The sequence below is a fragment of the Halorubrum distributum JCM 13561 genome, assembly GCF_000337395.1.
GTDB lineage: Archaea > Halobacteriota > Halobacteria > Halobacteriales > Haloferacaceae > Halorubrum > Halorubrum distributum.
The window spans coordinates 1-13,517 of the sequence record NZ_AOJF01000028.1 but is presented as its reverse complement, the minus strand read 5'-3'; the positions used below and the strand labels follow the sequence as shown (position 1 = coordinate 13,517).

Below are 13,517 nucleotides of genomic sequence, written 5' to 3'. Positions count from 1 at the left end.
TCAGTACGCCTCCTCGGCCGATATCGGGCCGCTGAACGCCGAGTACAGGACGGCGAAGTACGTGGCGATCAGCGGCAACAGCAGCGCCGCGCCGATCGACATGAGGTTCAGCGGTAACGTCGAGACAACGGCGTCACTCACCGTCGCCCCGGTCGCCGGGTCGATGCGCGGGTACATGAGGACCGCGACGACCGCGGTCAGCCCGTACGTCAGTCCCGCGGCCGCCGCGAGCGCGGCGACGTTCGCCCCGCGTCGAAGCGCGACGGCGTAGCCGACGCCGAGCGCGACGGAGGCGGCGACCAGCGCGAGCACCGGGAGCGACAGGAGCGCGTCGACGCCGGCCGGGAGTCGGGTCGCCAGGACGCCGAGGGTCGCGATGACGGCGAGGAGGTACGCCGCGACCGCCCCGACTCCGATCTGAGTCACCGTTTCGGGAAGCGCGTCCCGGGCTTTCAGCCGGAGGAACGCGGCGCCGGAAACGACGGTCAGCGCCGTGACTGTGACGCCCGTAACGACGCCGGCGAGCGTGAGCGACCGGGGAGTCCCGACGAGCCAGTTGCCCGCGAACGCGCCGAGGAGGAAGGGGGCGAGGACGCTGCCGGCGACGAACGACCGCCCCCACCACCGCTGCCAGCGCTCGTCGTGGCGCTGTTCGTACATTTCCGGCGCCAGTCCCCGGAGGATGAGGGCGCCGAGGATGCCGAACATCAGCAGGTAGTGTCTGCTGAACAGCCCCGCGTACACCGACGGGAAGGCGGCGAACAGCGCGCCGCCGAAGACGACGAGCCACACCTCGTTCCCGTCCCAGAACGGCCCGATAGCCGACAGCACCGCCTCGCGCGCCGCGTCTTCGCGAAGCGTCGCGAAGATCGCGCCAGCGCCGAAGTCGAAGCCGTCGAGGAACAGGAACGTTCCGAGGATCGCGAACACCAGCGCGAACCACAGCTCCGGGAGCGGCAGGCCGAACACCGGCCCCGCCGCGAGCGCGTCGACGGCGCTAGTCATCGCCGGGCACCTCCGCGGGCCCGGTGTCGCGCTCGGCGCGGGGACGCGGTCCTGGCACGCTCGGGGGCCCCTCCCGGATCACCCGCGCGACGACGTACGTGTACAGCGCGAGGATGCCGGCGTAGACGCCGACGAACCCGGCGAGCGTGACCATCGCTTCCGTCCCGGTGAGGCCGGGAGAGACCCCCTCGCTCGTCTTCAACACGCCCTGGATCACCCAGGGCTGACGACCGACCTCCGTGACGACCCACCCGAGCTCGACCGCGACGATCCCGAGCAGGCTGGACGCCATCAGCGCCTTGTGGAGCAGCCCGTCCTCGAACAGCTCGCCCGTGTACCACCGGTAGCCGCCCCAGAACGCGAGCAGGATGAACCAAAAGCCCATCCCGACCATCGCGCGGAACGACCAGAACACGATGGCGACCGGCGGCGCCTCCGTGTCGAACGTGTTCAGTCCGCGGATCTCCGCGGTCGCGTCGCCTCCGCTGGCGAGCCACGACGCCCCGCCCGGGATGCCGATGCCGAACAGCTCCTTCGCGCGGGGGTCGGTGAACTGGCTCAGGTCAGTTGGAATCGCGAAGATGTACTCCGGGACGTACGCCTCGGTGTCCCAGACCGCCTCCATGGCGGCGAACTTCTGCGGTTGCGTCTCGTAGACGTGCCGCGCGTACAGGTCGCCCTGGAGCACCTGTAGCGGGGCCGTGATCAGCAGCGCGACCAGCGCGATCTTGAGCGTCTTCTGCCAGAAGGCGATGTTCTCCGTCTGGTGTCCCCAGACGTGGTGTCGGTAGACGTAGTACGCGGAGACGCCGGCCATGAACAGCGCCACCGACTCGACGGCGGCGTTTTGCATGTGGACGTACATGTACCCGAACCGCGGGGTCAGGTACGCCGCGACCGGGTCGACGAGGTGGACCACCTCCTGTCCGTCCTCGGCGACGAGCTCGTAGCCGCGCGGCATCTGCATCCACGAGTTCGCGATGAGGATCCAGACGGCGGACAGCCACGTCCCGACGCCGACGGCGAGGCTTGAGACCATGTAGAGCCGGTCGGAAACGCGCTCGCGACCGAACACGAAGATGCCGAGGAACGTCGCCTCCAGCATGAACGCCATCATCCCCTCGACGGCGAGCGGGCCGCCGAACAGCTCGCCGGCGGTCGTCGAGAACGCCGCGAAGTTGGTTCCGAACTCGAACTCGAGCACGATGCCGGTGACCGTCCCGACGACGAACGAGATAGCGAAGATCTTGGTCCAGAACCGACGCAACTGCTCGTACACCGGATCGCCGCCCCGGATGTCCTTCCACGTGAAGTAGATCAGGAACGGAGCCAGTCCCATGCTCATCACCGGGAAGATGATGTGAACGATCGTCGTCAGGGCGAACTGGAATCGGCTTGCGAGTACTGGGTCGATCATATTGTGGGTGTGGCTGTCTCGGAGGGTCGCTCCGCCGTGCGCCGCGGTCGATCGCTTCGTTCGACGCTCCGTACTCCTCGTCCATAACCCCGGAGTTGGCACAGGACAAGCGCCGGTCGGACCCCCCGTTTCCCGGCGTCGAGCCCTCGACGAGGCGCCCCGCGGTTGTCCTGCGCCAACCCGCCTCTTTGGGTGGCGAAGCGGTTACGGTCGCCCATGGAGACACGGCACGCCGTGCTGGCGCTCGTCGCGCTCGTCACCACGATAATGGCCGTCAGAGCGGTTTTCGCCGGGCTCGACGGTGACTTCGGGACGGTCGGTCGGCAGGTCGGCGTCGGCGGGATCGTCCTCGCGTTCGGCGTGGCGCTGTACCGGAACTGGGAGTCGGTCGGGTGACGCGGGGAGTCGGTCGGGTGACGCGGGGAGGCGGTCGGGTGACGCGGGGAGGCGGTCGGCTGACGCGGGGGGCCGTCCGCGTCGGGATATGCCGCGCGCCGGTCCCCGCGTCCGCTCGCCGTTCGCCGGCTCGGCGCCCCGTCCGTCGCGATGTCCGTCGGGCGTCGTCGCGGCGGCCGTCAGGACTCCTCCGCGGACTCGTCACGACCGTCTCCGTCGTCGCGCCGCTTCCCGCCGCGCAGCCGTTCGGCGACCCCGTGCCGAAGGCGATGGAAGGGCCGCGAACAGGCGCCGCACTCGGCACAGGAGACGTCCGAACAGGACACGGCGGCGCCACACCGCGGACACGAGAGCCCGTTCGCCGGGTCGAACTCGTACTCGCAGCGCGGACAGTTCACGCGATCACCTCCAGCGCGGCCGCGACGGCCCCGCCGACGGTGAACGCCGTGACCCAGGAGCCGACCCACACGAGGAGCGCGCTCCGCGCGTCGCGCTCCCTGAGAATCATCGCCATCGTGAGGATACAGGGGACGAACAGCGTGACGACGATCAGTCCGACGAACGTCTGGGACGCCGACAGCGCCATGTCCGTCATCCCGGCGGCGGCGAAGTCGCGCCGGATCAGCCCCAAGACGAGAACCCGACCGAACGACGGCGGTAGGCCGAGCGCCGCGGTCAGCGGTCGGAGCCCCTCGACGATCGCGTCCAGCGCCCCGACGTAATCCAGCGTCGACACCGCCGCCGCAGTGACCCCGAACAGGGGGATCGCCTCTCTGAGGAACGCGGCGCTCCGGTTCGCCGTCTTCCGTGCGACGTTGCCCGGGCGGGGGACGCGCGGTCGCGGCAGCTGCTCGATCAGCGGCTCCGCTCGGCCGGGGAGCGTCCGGTCGAGGAAGACGCCGGCGACCCCGAGGACCCCGAGCAGCACCGCCAGATAACCGACCCACCAGGCGAGTCCGAGCCCGGCGAGCAGCCCCGTGATGACGCCGATCTGCGCCGAGCAGGGTATCGCGAGCCCCAGCAGCGCCGTCGCGATGAGGCGCTCCCGACGCGACCCCACCATTCGGGTCGAGATGACCGCCATCGTCACGCAGCCCACGCCGACGACGAGCGGAACGACCGCGCGGCCGTTGAGGCCGATCCGGCTGAGTCCCCTGTCGGTCAAGACGGCCAGTCGCGGCAGGACGCCCGCGTCCTCGAGCGTCCCGATCACGAGGTAGAACGCGACCACCAGCGGGAGCAGGACGCCGAGAACGTACTGGACGGTGATCGTCAGCAGTCCGAGGTTGCCGTTGACGAGCAGGAATTCGACGGGCGCGGCCCACTCGCCCGCCGGGAACAGGTCCGCGACGGCCGCCTCGACCGCGGGGTTGTAATACCGGTCGAAGAGCACGCCCTCCGCGTAGCCGACGACCCGCTGCGCGACGACCACGCCCATGACGTAGAAGACCGCCACGAGGAGTCCGATCGCGATCGGCACTCCCGTCATCGGCCGCATCAGCAGGTCGCCGAGCCGCTGCTCGGCGGCCCACCCGGGGCCGGCCTCCCGTTCGACCGCTTCGACGATGGACCGAACCCGACTCCGGCGCTCGCGGTACACCGCTTCCCGCGCTCCGGCGTCCGCGAGCGGCGCGTCTCGCCCGTCGGCCACGAGGCCGCGGGCGGCCACGCGCCGGGCCGTGGGTTCGTCGCCCTCGACGAGGAGGGTCTTCTCCGCCCGGCTTGCCTCGACCGCGTCGGGGAGCGCGTCGTAGTACGAGTCGACGGGCGTCGACGCGGGGGCGGACGCCTCCGGGAGGCGGTCCCTGAGTTCGTCGACGCCGGATCCGGTGACGGCGACGGTCGGCACGACCGGGACGCCGAGGGCCGCCTCCAAGGCGTCGACGTCCACGTCGACACCGTCGGCCTCGAGTTCGTCCATCATGTTCAACGCCACGACCGTCGGAACGCCCATGTCCAGCAGCTGTAGCGTCACGAACAGGTCTCGGTCGAGCTGCGTGGCGTCGACGACGTTGACGACCGCGTCCGCCTCGAGGACGGCCTCCTTGGTGACTCGCTCCTCCTCGGAGAACGACGAGATCCCGTGGACCCCGGGAGTGTCGGTCAGGCGGGTCGAACCGACGGTCGCCGCGGTCGTCTCGACCGTTGTTCCGGGGTAGTTCGAGACGTCGGCGTACTCGGCCGTGAGCCTGCCGAAGAGCACGCTCTTGCCCGCGTTCGGGGCGCCCACGAGCGCCACGATCGCCTCGCCGTCGCCGGTCCCGAGCCCGCCGGCCGCCTCCCCGTTCGCCGTCATCGGCGTTCGCCGTCGCGTCCCGCTCGCTCGACGGTGATGTCCCGAGCGAGCGACCGTCCCAGCGCCACCTCCGTCCCGCGACGCCGCACGACGACCGGCCCGTTACGGATCCGCCGGCGACACTCGACGCGGCCGTCGAGGAGGCCGAGCCGCAGCAACCGAGCGCGCGACTCGTCGTCCGGCACGTCGACCAGTTCGATCCACTCGTCCGGCGGAACGTCGACCAGCGCGGCCGTCATTTAGGTGTGCCTAAAACCACGCCCGTAATGGGCGGCACGCCGAATTATGTGGCATTATAAAAGCGCACCGCGTTTCGAACCACCCCGAAGCGGGCCGTGAGTTCGGCTCCTCGTCGTCGCCGCCCCGAGCGACGGCGCCCTCGGTGATCTCATCGCCGCCGAGCCGATCGGGGGCATCGGAGACGCCCGGGATCTCCGACTCCGCGACCCGCTCGCGGCGCGGCGGCTCGCGGGGCGGAGCGAGAGCGGAGAATCGGAGGGGAAGCGCCGAACCGTCTACTGCGGGCTGGGGTTCGACGGCCCGGAGACGTTGCCGTCCTTCAGCGTCGACCCGGTGATCGACTTCAGCCGGGAGACGAGCGAGTCCTTCTCGGTCTCGCCCTCCAGGGCGATGTCGAGGACCTCGCTGATGTGCGAGACGGGGATGACCTCGATCATCTCCTCGTACTCGTCTTCGATCATCACGTCCTGCTCGTTGGCCGCGGGGATGATCACACGGTCGCAGCCGGCCTTCGCGGCCGCCTCGATCTTGTGGGTGACCCCGCCGACGGGGAGCACGTCGCCGCGGACCGACAGCGAGCCGGTCATCGCGAGGCTCTGGTCGACGCCGACGTTCTCCAGGGCGGAGATGACGGCGGTCGCGACCGTGATGGACGCGCTATCCCCGTCGACGCCCTGCTGGCCCGTCTGGATGAACTGGATGTGGATGTCCTTCTCGGAGATGTTCTCGTCGGAGAACTTCTTGATGATCGCCGAGACGTTCTGGACCGACTCCTCGGCCATCTCCTTCAGCTGGCCGGTGGCGATCACCTGCCCGCCGCTCTGGGTCGGCGTCACCTCGGCCATCACCGGGAGCATGATCCCCGAGTCCTCGCCCATCACGGCGAGACCGTTGACGCGGCCGACGACGTAGCCGTCGGAGACCTGGAGCTCGTAGTCCTTCCGGCGCTCGATGTAGTCGTCCGCGAGCTGCTGTTCGATGGACCGCGAGCGCCCCTTCGCCTGGAGCACGTGGTCGCGGGTCGTCATCTCGGCGTCCTCGCCCCGGGCGATGTCGCCCGCGACGCGGACCATCCCGCCGAGGTTCCGCATCTTCAGCGTGAGGTGGCCCTTCCGGCCGGAGCGCCGCTTGGCCTCGAGGATGATCTCCTCGACGGCCTCGGCGGAGAACTCTGGCAGGCGGCCGTCCTTCGCGACCTCCTGGGCGATGAACCGCACGTACTTGCGGCGCATCTCCGGGGTGTCCTCGATGGTGTCCTCCATGTACACCTCGTAGCCGTACCCCTTGATACGGCTGCGCAGCGCCGGGTGCATGTTCTCCATCGCGTCGAGGTTCCCGGCCGCGATCATGACGAAGTCCGTCGGGACGGGCTCGGTCTGGACCATCGCGCCCGAGGAGCGCTCGGACTGGCCCGTGATCGAGAACTCGCCCTCCTGGATCGCCGTCATGAGGTGCTGCTGGCTGCGAATGTCGAGCGTGTTGATCTCGTCGATGAACAGCACGCCCTTGTTCGCCTTGTGGATGGCGCCCGCCTCGACGCGGTCGTGGCTGGGCGTCTCCATCCCGCCGGACTGGAACGGGTCGTGCCGGACGTCGCCGAGCAGCGCGCCGGCGTGCGCGCCGGTCGCGTCGCGGAACGGCGCCGTCTTCGTGTCGCCGTTGTTCACCAGCAGGTTCGGGATCATCGCGTCCGACCCGCGGTTGAGGTAGCGGAAGACGAGGTAGACGACCCCGGCGGCGATGATGCCGACGAGGATCTGGCCGACGATGATGAGCGCGTAGCCCAGCACGACGGCGATGATGATCCACATGAGGAGCGACCGCATCTGGTTGCGCTTGCGCGCCTCCTCGCGGTGCGCCTCGACGATCTGGTCGCCCTTCCCGGCCGGCACCGTCCGCACCTTCGGCTTGTTGCCGTCGTCGGGGTTGTGATACACTAAGACGTCCTGGAGCTCCTCTTTGGGGAGGAGCTCGGACATCGCCTTCGCGAGCATCGACTTCCCGGTCCCGGGCGAGCCGATCATCATCACGTGGCGGCGCTGCTTCGCCGCCTTGATGATCACGTCGCGGGCATGCTCCTGCCCGATGACCTGGTCGACGAGCCGGTCGGGGATCTCGATCTCGGCCGTCGTGTCGATCTTGAGCCCGCCGAGGAGGTCGTCCTCGTCCGGGTCCTCCTCGATCTCGGCGCCCTCGACCTCGACGGTGCTGCCGAGCTCGTCGATGTCGCCGTCGTCGGCCGGCTCGGCGGCGTCGCCGTTCCGGCCGCCGTCGGGACCCTCCCCGACGACGTCGGTCCCGTCGAACCCGTCGTCGTCGACGACGACCCCGTCGTCCCAGGGGTCGTCCTCGCCGTCGGGGTCCGCGGTCGACTCCCCGTCGGAGTCCGGGACCTCCTCGACGCCGGGCTCGTTCGCCGGACCGTCGTCGGGCTCGGGGTCGCCTCGCTCGGCGTCCTCGCCGTTCCCCGCCGGACTCGAGTCGTCGACGCCGCCGTGGGGCGGTTCGTCGGGGTCGTCGGCCGTCGGGTCGTTCGTGTCCTTCTCGTTGCTCATAGAATCGGGTGTCGCTATCCAAAAGGACGGGTCGGCTACTGATATACTTTCTCCCCCCGGAGGCACCGGCTGGGTGGCAGCAAACACCGTTTTGAAGGCTTATATCCCCCGATTTCGACGTGCGACCGTTCCCACGGGGTTTATAAATGACGCCGACGGTACGTAGATTCATGCGGGGGTTTTACATCGGCCGGTATCAGCCGTTTCACGACGGCCACCGGCACATGGTGGAAGAGATCGCGGCGGAGGTCGACGAGCTCGTCTTGGGGATCGGCTCCGCCGGCGACTCCCACACCACGCGGAACCCCTTCACGGCCGGCGAGCGCGTGATGATGGTGACCAAGGCGGTCGAGAAGCTGGACGCCACCACCTACGTCGTCCCCATCGAGGACCTCGACCGGAACTCCGTCTGGGTGAGCCACGTCCAGAGCATGACCCCGCGGTTCGACGTCGCGTACTCGAACAACCCGCTCGTGGTCCGCCTCTTCGAGGAGGCCGGGGTCGAGGTGCGCCAGTCGCCGATGTTCCGCCGCGACGTGCTGGAGGGCACCGAGCTCCGGGAGCGGATGATCCGCGGCCGCGACTGGGAGGACCTCGTCCCAGACGCCGTCGTCGACGTGATCCGCGAGGTCGACGGGGTCGAGCGCATCCGCCGGATCGCCGAGACCGACACGTTAGGCGACGAGCCCTCGGATCAGTAGGTCGCTCACCGCGTTTCGGACGCGTCGATGCGACCCGGCGGCTGTTTATATATCGTTGCCCGGGCGGTGACTGCCTCAAACGGGCAAGCCGACTGCTGATACATAGCTGCTCCAGAATCGACGGCGACTACCTCCAAAGCCCCAGCCTCGTCGCCGGCGGCGCGGCCGCCGGCTGCCAGAGGCGCGTCGCGCCTCGCTGCCGCTCACGCCCTCCGGGCGCTCGTCGGCACGCGCCACCGCGGTCGTCGAGTGAGCGGCGCGGCCGCCCGTTCCTTTTAAATCTGCGCCGACCGCGGGTTCTGACATGATCACGCTCACCTCGGACTTCGGCTCGCCGTACCCCGCCGCGATGAAGGGAGTGATCCGCCGGCACACGGACGCCGAGATGATCGACGTCGCGCACGACCTCCCGCGCGGGGACCCCCGCGCGGCGGCTTTCTGGCTCCGGTTCGTCCTCCCCGAGTTCCCGCCGGCGGTCCACTGCGCCGTCGTCGACCCGGGCGTCGGCACCGACCGCGACGCTCTGGTCGTCCGCGCCGGCGCACACGTCGTCGTGGCTCCGGACAACGGCCTCGCGATGCCGCCGGCCCGGGCGCTGGCGGCCGACGAGTCGGACGTCGAGGCCTGGACCGTCGCGGTCGACGACCCCGCGAGCGAGACGTTCCACGGCCGCGACGTGTTCGCCCCGACCGCGGCCCGGATCCGGGCGGCGCTCGACGGGGTCTCGGGGGCGCCGAACGGCGCTCCCGACGCCGACGCGGTCGCCGAGACGCTCGCGGCGATGGAGGACCTGACGCCCGCGAGCGACCCGGTCGACATCAGCTTCCCGGAGCCGACGGTCGAGCGCGCCGAGGGGAGTGAGGAGGGCGACGGCGAGGTGATCGCCGTCGACGGCGAGGTGCTCGCTATCGACCGGTTCGGCAACGTGATCACCAACGTCCCCGGCGAACTGGTCCGCGGCCGCGACTGGGTCCGCGTCGACGGCGACCTCACGCCGGTCGCGGAGACGTTCGGCGCCGTCGACCCCGGCGAGCGCCTCGTCACCGTCGGGAGCCACGGCTACGCGGAGTGCGACGTCAACGACGGCCGCGGCGACGGCGCGTTCGACCTCCGGCCCGGGGACTCGGTGCGGTTCGTGCCGGACAGCGTCAGCCTCTGACTCGCGGAAAAACCGTCGCGCCTACAGCTCGACGCCCGAGGGGATCAGGCTCTCGCTGCGGAGCAGGTTCCCCTCGTGGTCGTACACGAGGAAGGTGTCCTTGTCGTAGGCGACGAGTCGGTCGCCGTCGACGTCGATTTCGACACGGTACCGGGCGTCGCCGTCGTCGGTCGCGTCGCGCGCGGCATGGATGAACGGGAGGACGTCCGTCGCCGTCTCGTTGAGTTCGAGGACGAAGTCGCCGGTGTACCGGTTGGTGACGCCGACGACGCCCTCCGGGTCGTCCGCCTCGCCGAGCGGCTCGCGGAGCCGGAAGGCGACGTCGATTTGGTCGGCCGCGAGCAGGTCGCCGTCGTCGGCGCCGTCGCTCTCGCCCCCGGAGAGTCGCTCGCGAAGCAGCTCCTCCGGCCCGTGGAAGTCGATCCGCACCAGCGGTGGGGACCGGGAGTCGGCGCCGTCCCCGACGCCCTCGACGGTCAGATCGAAGTAGTCACGCCGCATTTCCTATCGAACGCTTTGCGGTCCGGCCGTATCAACGTAACGGGCGGATCGGGGCCGCGGAGCCGACAGCGCCGCATCGACGGTGCCCCCGGTCGTCCGCGTCGACGGTGCCCCCGGTCGTCCGCACTGTGTCGGCACCGCCCTGGAGCGTCCCCGGCCTCGCTCGTGATAATCGTCGGGGGTAGTTTAACTTCCCCCCGCCACTACGTCCTCGTATCCATGGCGAGTGACGCCGGCGGGAGCGACCTCGGCGACCGGATCGAGGACCTCCAGCGGCGCCTCTCGCGTACGTGGGAGCTGCTCCAGGGATCGACGCTCGACGTCCGCCCGTTCAGCCCGGGCGAGGACGGCCCGCTCGCGTCGTTCGTCGTTCCCGAGGACGAGCGCGAGGTCGACCGGTACTGGGTGAACGCCCCGTACGCGTACGTCGTGATCACCTACGACGAGGTCGAGAGCGAGCACCGGTACTACGCGGTCGAGCCCGAGCTCGACGCGTTCGAGCGAGGCCTCCTCGACCGCATCGTCGACGACATCCGCGACCCGCTCCTCTATCGCGAGGGAACCGGGAAGACGGACGAGGAGACGCTCAAAACGGAGCTGGTGACGCTGCTCGAGGGGTACGGCGTCGAGGCCGGGATGGACACGTTCCACGCGCTCGCGTACTACCTCTACCGCGACTTCCGCGGCTACGGGAAGGTCGACCCCCTCCTGAACGACCGCCACATTGAGGACGTCTCCTGTGACGGCTACGACCTCCCGATCTTCGTCTACCACGACCAGTACACGGACATCGAGACGAACGTCTCGTTCGGCCAGGAGGCGCTCGACAGCTACGTGATCCGGCTCGCCCAGCAGTCCGGCCGCCACGTCTCCGTCGGCGACCCCATCGTCGAGACGACGCTCCCCGACGGGTCGCGCGCGGAGCTGGCGCTCGGCGAGGAGGTGACCCCGCGCGGCTCGGCGTTCACCATCCGCCAGTACGCGGAGGACCCGTTCACCCCGGTCGACCTCGTGGAGTACGGCACCTTCTCCGTCGAGCAGATGGCGTACTTCTGGCTCTGTATCGAACACAACAAGAGCCTCATCTTCGCTGGCGGCACCGCCTCCGGGAAGACCACCTCGATGAACGCGGTGTCGATGTTCGTCCCGCCGCGCGCGAAGGTGCTCACCATCGAGGACACCCGCGAGCTCTCCTTGTACCACGACAACTGGCTCTCCGCGGTCACCCGCGAGCGCCGGTACGAGGGGACGGACATCGACATGTACGACCTGCTGCGCTCGGCGCTGCGCCACCGCCCCGAGTACATCATCGTGGGCGAGGTGCGCGGCGAGGAGGCGATCACCCTGTTCCAGGCGATGAACACCGGCCACACCACCTTCTCGACGATGCACGCGGACTCGATCGAGACGGTGATCAACCGGCTGGAGAACGAGCCGATAAACGTCCCCCGCGCGATGGTGCAGTCGCTCGACATGCTCTCGGTCCAGACGCTCACGCGCTCGGACGACGAGCGGGTCCGCCGCGCGAAGACGATCGGCGAGATCGGCGGCATCGACCAGCGCACCGGCGAGCTCGACTACTCCTCCGCGTTCGAGTGGGTGCCAGACACCGACAGCTTCAGGCGTAACGACTCCTCGCTTTTGGAGGAGATCGCCGACGAGCGCGGCTGGTCCCGGTCCGAGCTGCTCCGCGAGGTCCGGCGCCGCGAGCGCTTCATCGAACTGCTCTCCGCGCTCGGCATCGACGACTACCGCACGTTCACCGCCCTCGTCAACGAGTACTACGCGGACGCCGACCGCGTGATGGAGAAGCTCGACGACCGCGCCGCCGCGGCCGACGGCGTCGATCCCGACGACCTCGCGGACGAGACCGACGCGGTCGCGGCGGGCGACGGGGCCGACCGCGGTCCCGGGGCCGCCGACGGCGTCGACCCAGACGCCGCGGACCGATGATCGAGTACCTCCCGCTCGCCGTCGCGGTCGCGGCCTGCCTCGCGCTCGCGCTGCCGTTCGTCGACGACCGCGCGGACCTGTTCGTCACCCGCGTCGCGCTGTCGGCGTTCGGCGACTACGTCGGCGAGGACGAGGCGCGGCGGCAGGCCCAGCGCGACCGGATGCGCGCGGCGCACGTCGCCGGCACCACCCACCGCGTGTACGCCTCCCGGACGCTGCTGTACGCCGCTGTCCTCGGCGTCGCCGGCAGCGTGATCGGCGTGTACGCGGCCGGGGGATTGCTCGCCGCGCTCGACGTCGGCGAGGCGGCGATCCGCGAGGCGCTCCCGGCCTCCGTCGAGTTCGTCGCCGTCGTCGCGCGGCTCGCCGACCTCGGGCTCGGCAGGCTGTTCGTCCTGCTCGCGGTCGTCTCCGCGACCGTCGGCTCCGGGCTCGCGCTCGGCGCGTACGTGGCTCGCTGGCGGCTGCTCGATCAGCGGGCCTACGCCCGCGCGGCCGAGATCGACGCCACCCTGCCGCGGACGGTCGCGTTCATGTACGCGCTCTCGCGCTCCGGGATGGCGTTCCCGCGCGTGATGGACACGCTCGCGGAGAACGAGGCGGTGTACGGCGAGGCCGCCACGGAGCTTTCCGTCGCGGTCCGCGACATGAACGCCTTCGGCACCGACGCGCTCACCGCGCTCCAGCGGATCTCGCGGCGGACGCCCAGCGAAGACCTGGCGGATTTCTCGGAGAACCTCGCCTCCGTCCTGAGCACCGGGCAGTCGGTGTCGGCGTTCCTCAACGACCAGTACGAGCGCTACCAGGCGGAGGCGGAGGCGAAACAGGAGCAGTACCTCGAGCTGCTCTCGACGTTCGCCGAGGCGTACGTGACCGCGCTCGTCGCCGGCCCGCTCTTCTTCATCACCATCCTCGTCGTCATCGGCCTCGTCTTACAGGACACCCTCCCGCTCCTCCGCGTCGTCGTCTACCTCGGCGTGCCGCTCGCCACCTTCGGCTTCGTCGTCTACGTCGACAGCGTGACGCAGGGCGTCGGCGGCACCGAGACCGTCGCGGCGTCGTCGCTCGACGACCCGGACACCACCTCGGTCACCGGCGTGCGCCACGCGACGGACGAGCCCGGCGACCGGGGCGGCTCCCCGCGGTTCGACGGCGGCGCGGCGACCGGCCGCGACGCAGACAGGAGATCCGCAGACCGGAGCAGCGCGGACCGCTGGGCGGAGAGCCGCGAGCGGCTCCGCGTCTACGACCGCCTCCGCTGGGTGCGGCGGCTGGTCGCGTCGCCGGCCGAGAC

Annotated in this window: 12 protein-coding genes; 5 read left to right on the top strand and 7 right to left on the bottom strand. The window is 70.1% G+C overall.

What is annotated here, in order from left to right; all coding sequences use genetic code 11:
* Positions 1 to 1,005: a cytochrome d ubiquinol oxidase subunit II gene (locus C470_RS04310; RefSeq protein WP_008365533.1), complete on the bottom strand. Its 1,005-nt coding sequence runs from the start codon at positions 1,003 to 1,005 to the stop codon at positions 1 to 3.
* On the bottom strand, positions 998 to 2,422 hold the full coding sequence (locus C470_RS04305) for a cytochrome ubiquinol oxidase subunit I (RefSeq protein ID WP_008365531.1): 1,425 nt from the start codon (positions 2,420 to 2,422) through the stop codon (positions 998 to 1,000). Before C470_RS04305 ends, C470_RS04310 begins: the two co-directional genes overlap by 8 nt.
* A gap of 216 nt (positions 2,423 to 2,638) precedes the next feature.
* Between C470_RS04305 and C470_RS04300 the strand changes: the two genes are divergently transcribed.
* Positions 2,639 to 2,818 (top strand): hypothetical protein, encoded by a 180-nt coding sequence (locus C470_RS04300; RefSeq protein ID WP_049908590.1) that lies wholly within the window; start codon positions 2,639 to 2,641, stop codon positions 2,816 to 2,818.
* 179 nt (positions 2,819 to 2,997) lie between these two features.
* On the opposite strand, the gene C470_RS04295 is transcribed toward C470_RS04300, so the two are convergent.
* From C470_RS04295 to lonB, 4 genes are all read right to left on the bottom strand, one after another.
* Positions 2,998 to 3,216 carry a hypothetical protein gene (locus C470_RS04295; protein WP_004598262.1) on the bottom strand — a complete coding sequence of 73 codons (219 nt, stop codon included), beginning with the start codon at positions 3,214 to 3,216 and terminating at the stop codon, positions 2,998 to 3,000.
* A complete protein-coding gene (feoB, locus tag C470_RS04290; protein ID WP_008365529.1) occupies positions 3,213 to 5,114 on the bottom strand; it encodes a ferrous iron transport protein B in 1,902 nt (633 codons plus the stop codon). The genes C470_RS04295 and feoB overlap by 4 nt, the downstream gene beginning before the upstream one ends.
* Positions 5,111 to 5,353: a FeoA domain-containing protein gene (locus C470_RS04285; protein ID WP_004598260.1), complete on the bottom strand. Its 243-nt coding sequence runs from the start codon at positions 5,351 to 5,353 to the stop codon at positions 5,111 to 5,113. The genes feoB and C470_RS04285 overlap by 4 nt, the downstream gene beginning before the upstream one ends.
* 276 nt (positions 5,354 to 5,629) lie before the next feature.
* The gene (gene lonB / locus C470_RS04280; RefSeq protein ID WP_004598259.1) at positions 5,630 to 7,909 is read right to left on the bottom strand and encodes an ATP-dependent protease LonB; all 2,280 of its coding nucleotides are present in this window, start codon (positions 7,907 to 7,909) and stop codon (positions 5,630 to 5,632) included.
* Between the two features lie 170 nt (positions 7,910 to 8,079).
* Here lonB and C470_RS04275 point away from each other — a divergent pair, with 170 nt between their 5' ends.
* Positions 8,080 to 8,610 (top strand): nicotinamide-nucleotide adenylyltransferase, encoded by a 531-nt coding sequence (locus C470_RS04275; protein ID WP_008365526.1) that lies wholly within the window; start codon positions 8,080 to 8,082, stop codon positions 8,608 to 8,610.
* 304 nt (positions 8,611 to 8,914) lie between these two features.
* On the top strand, positions 8,915 to 9,769 hold the full coding sequence (locus tag C470_RS04270) for an SAM hydrolase/SAM-dependent halogenase family protein (RefSeq protein ID WP_008365524.1): 855 nt from the start codon (positions 8,915 to 8,917) through the stop codon (positions 9,767 to 9,769).
* 21 nt (positions 9,770 to 9,790) lie between these two features.
* On the opposite strand, the gene C470_RS04265 is transcribed toward C470_RS04270, so the two are convergent.
* A complete protein-coding gene (locus tag C470_RS04265) occupies positions 9,791 to 10,270 on the bottom strand; it encodes a DUF5793 family protein (protein ID WP_007994066.1) in 480 nt (159 codons plus the stop codon).
* A gap of 219 nt (positions 10,271 to 10,489) precedes the next feature.
* On the opposite strand from C470_RS04265, the gene C470_RS04260 reads away from it, so the two are divergent.
* Positions 10,490 to 12,223 (top strand): type II/IV secretion system ATPase subunit, encoded by a 1,734-nt coding sequence (locus C470_RS04260; RefSeq protein ID WP_004598255.1) that lies wholly within the window; start codon positions 10,490 to 10,492, stop codon positions 12,221 to 12,223.
* A partial coding sequence (locus C470_RS04255; protein WP_008365522.1) for a type II secretion system F family protein occupies positions 12,220 to 13,517 on the top strand: 1,298 nt, incomplete at its 3' end. The genes C470_RS04260 and C470_RS04255, both read left to right, overlap by 4 nt.

What these genes read in the sequence shown, in the direction of transcription:
- C470_RS04275 (WP_008365526.1), top strand. Translation starts at nt 8,080, where the DNA reads ATGCGGGGGTTTTACATCGGCCGGTATCAGCCGTTTCACGACGGCCAC.
- C470_RS04305 (WP_008365531.1), bottom strand. Translation starts at nt 2,422, where the DNA reads ATGATCGACCCAGTACTCGCAAGCCGATTCCAGTTCGCCCTGACGACG.
- C470_RS04270 (WP_008365524.1), top strand. Translation starts at nt 8,915, where the DNA reads ATGATCACGCTCACCTCGGACTTCGGCTCGCCGTACCCCGCCGCGATG.
- C470_RS04310 (WP_008365533.1), bottom strand. Translation starts at nt 1,005, where the DNA reads ATGACTAGCGCCGTCGACGCGCTCGCGGCGGGGCCGGTGTTCGGCCTG.
- C470_RS04265 (WP_007994066.1), bottom strand. Translation starts at nt 10,270, where the DNA reads ATGCGGCGTGACTACTTCGATCTGACCGTCGAGGGCGTCGGGGACGGC.
- C470_RS04300 (WP_049908590.1), top strand. Translation starts at nt 2,639, where the DNA reads ATGGAGACACGGCACGCCGTGCTGGCGCTCGTCGCGCTCGTCACCACG.
- lonB (WP_004598259.1), bottom strand. Translation starts at nt 7,909, where the DNA reads ATGAGCAACGAGAAGGACACGAACGACCCGACGGCCGACGACCCCGAC.
- C470_RS04260 (WP_004598255.1), top strand. Translation starts at nt 10,490, where the DNA reads ATGGCGAGTGACGCCGGCGGGAGCGACCTCGGCGACCGGATCGAGGAC.
- C470_RS04285 (WP_004598260.1), bottom strand. Translation starts at nt 5,353, where the DNA reads ATGACGGCCGCGCTGGTCGACGTTCCGCCGGACGAGTGGATCGAACTG.
- feoB (WP_008365529.1), bottom strand. Translation starts at nt 5,114, where the DNA reads ATGACGGCGAACGGGGAGGCGGCCGGCGGGCTCGGGACCGGCGACGGC.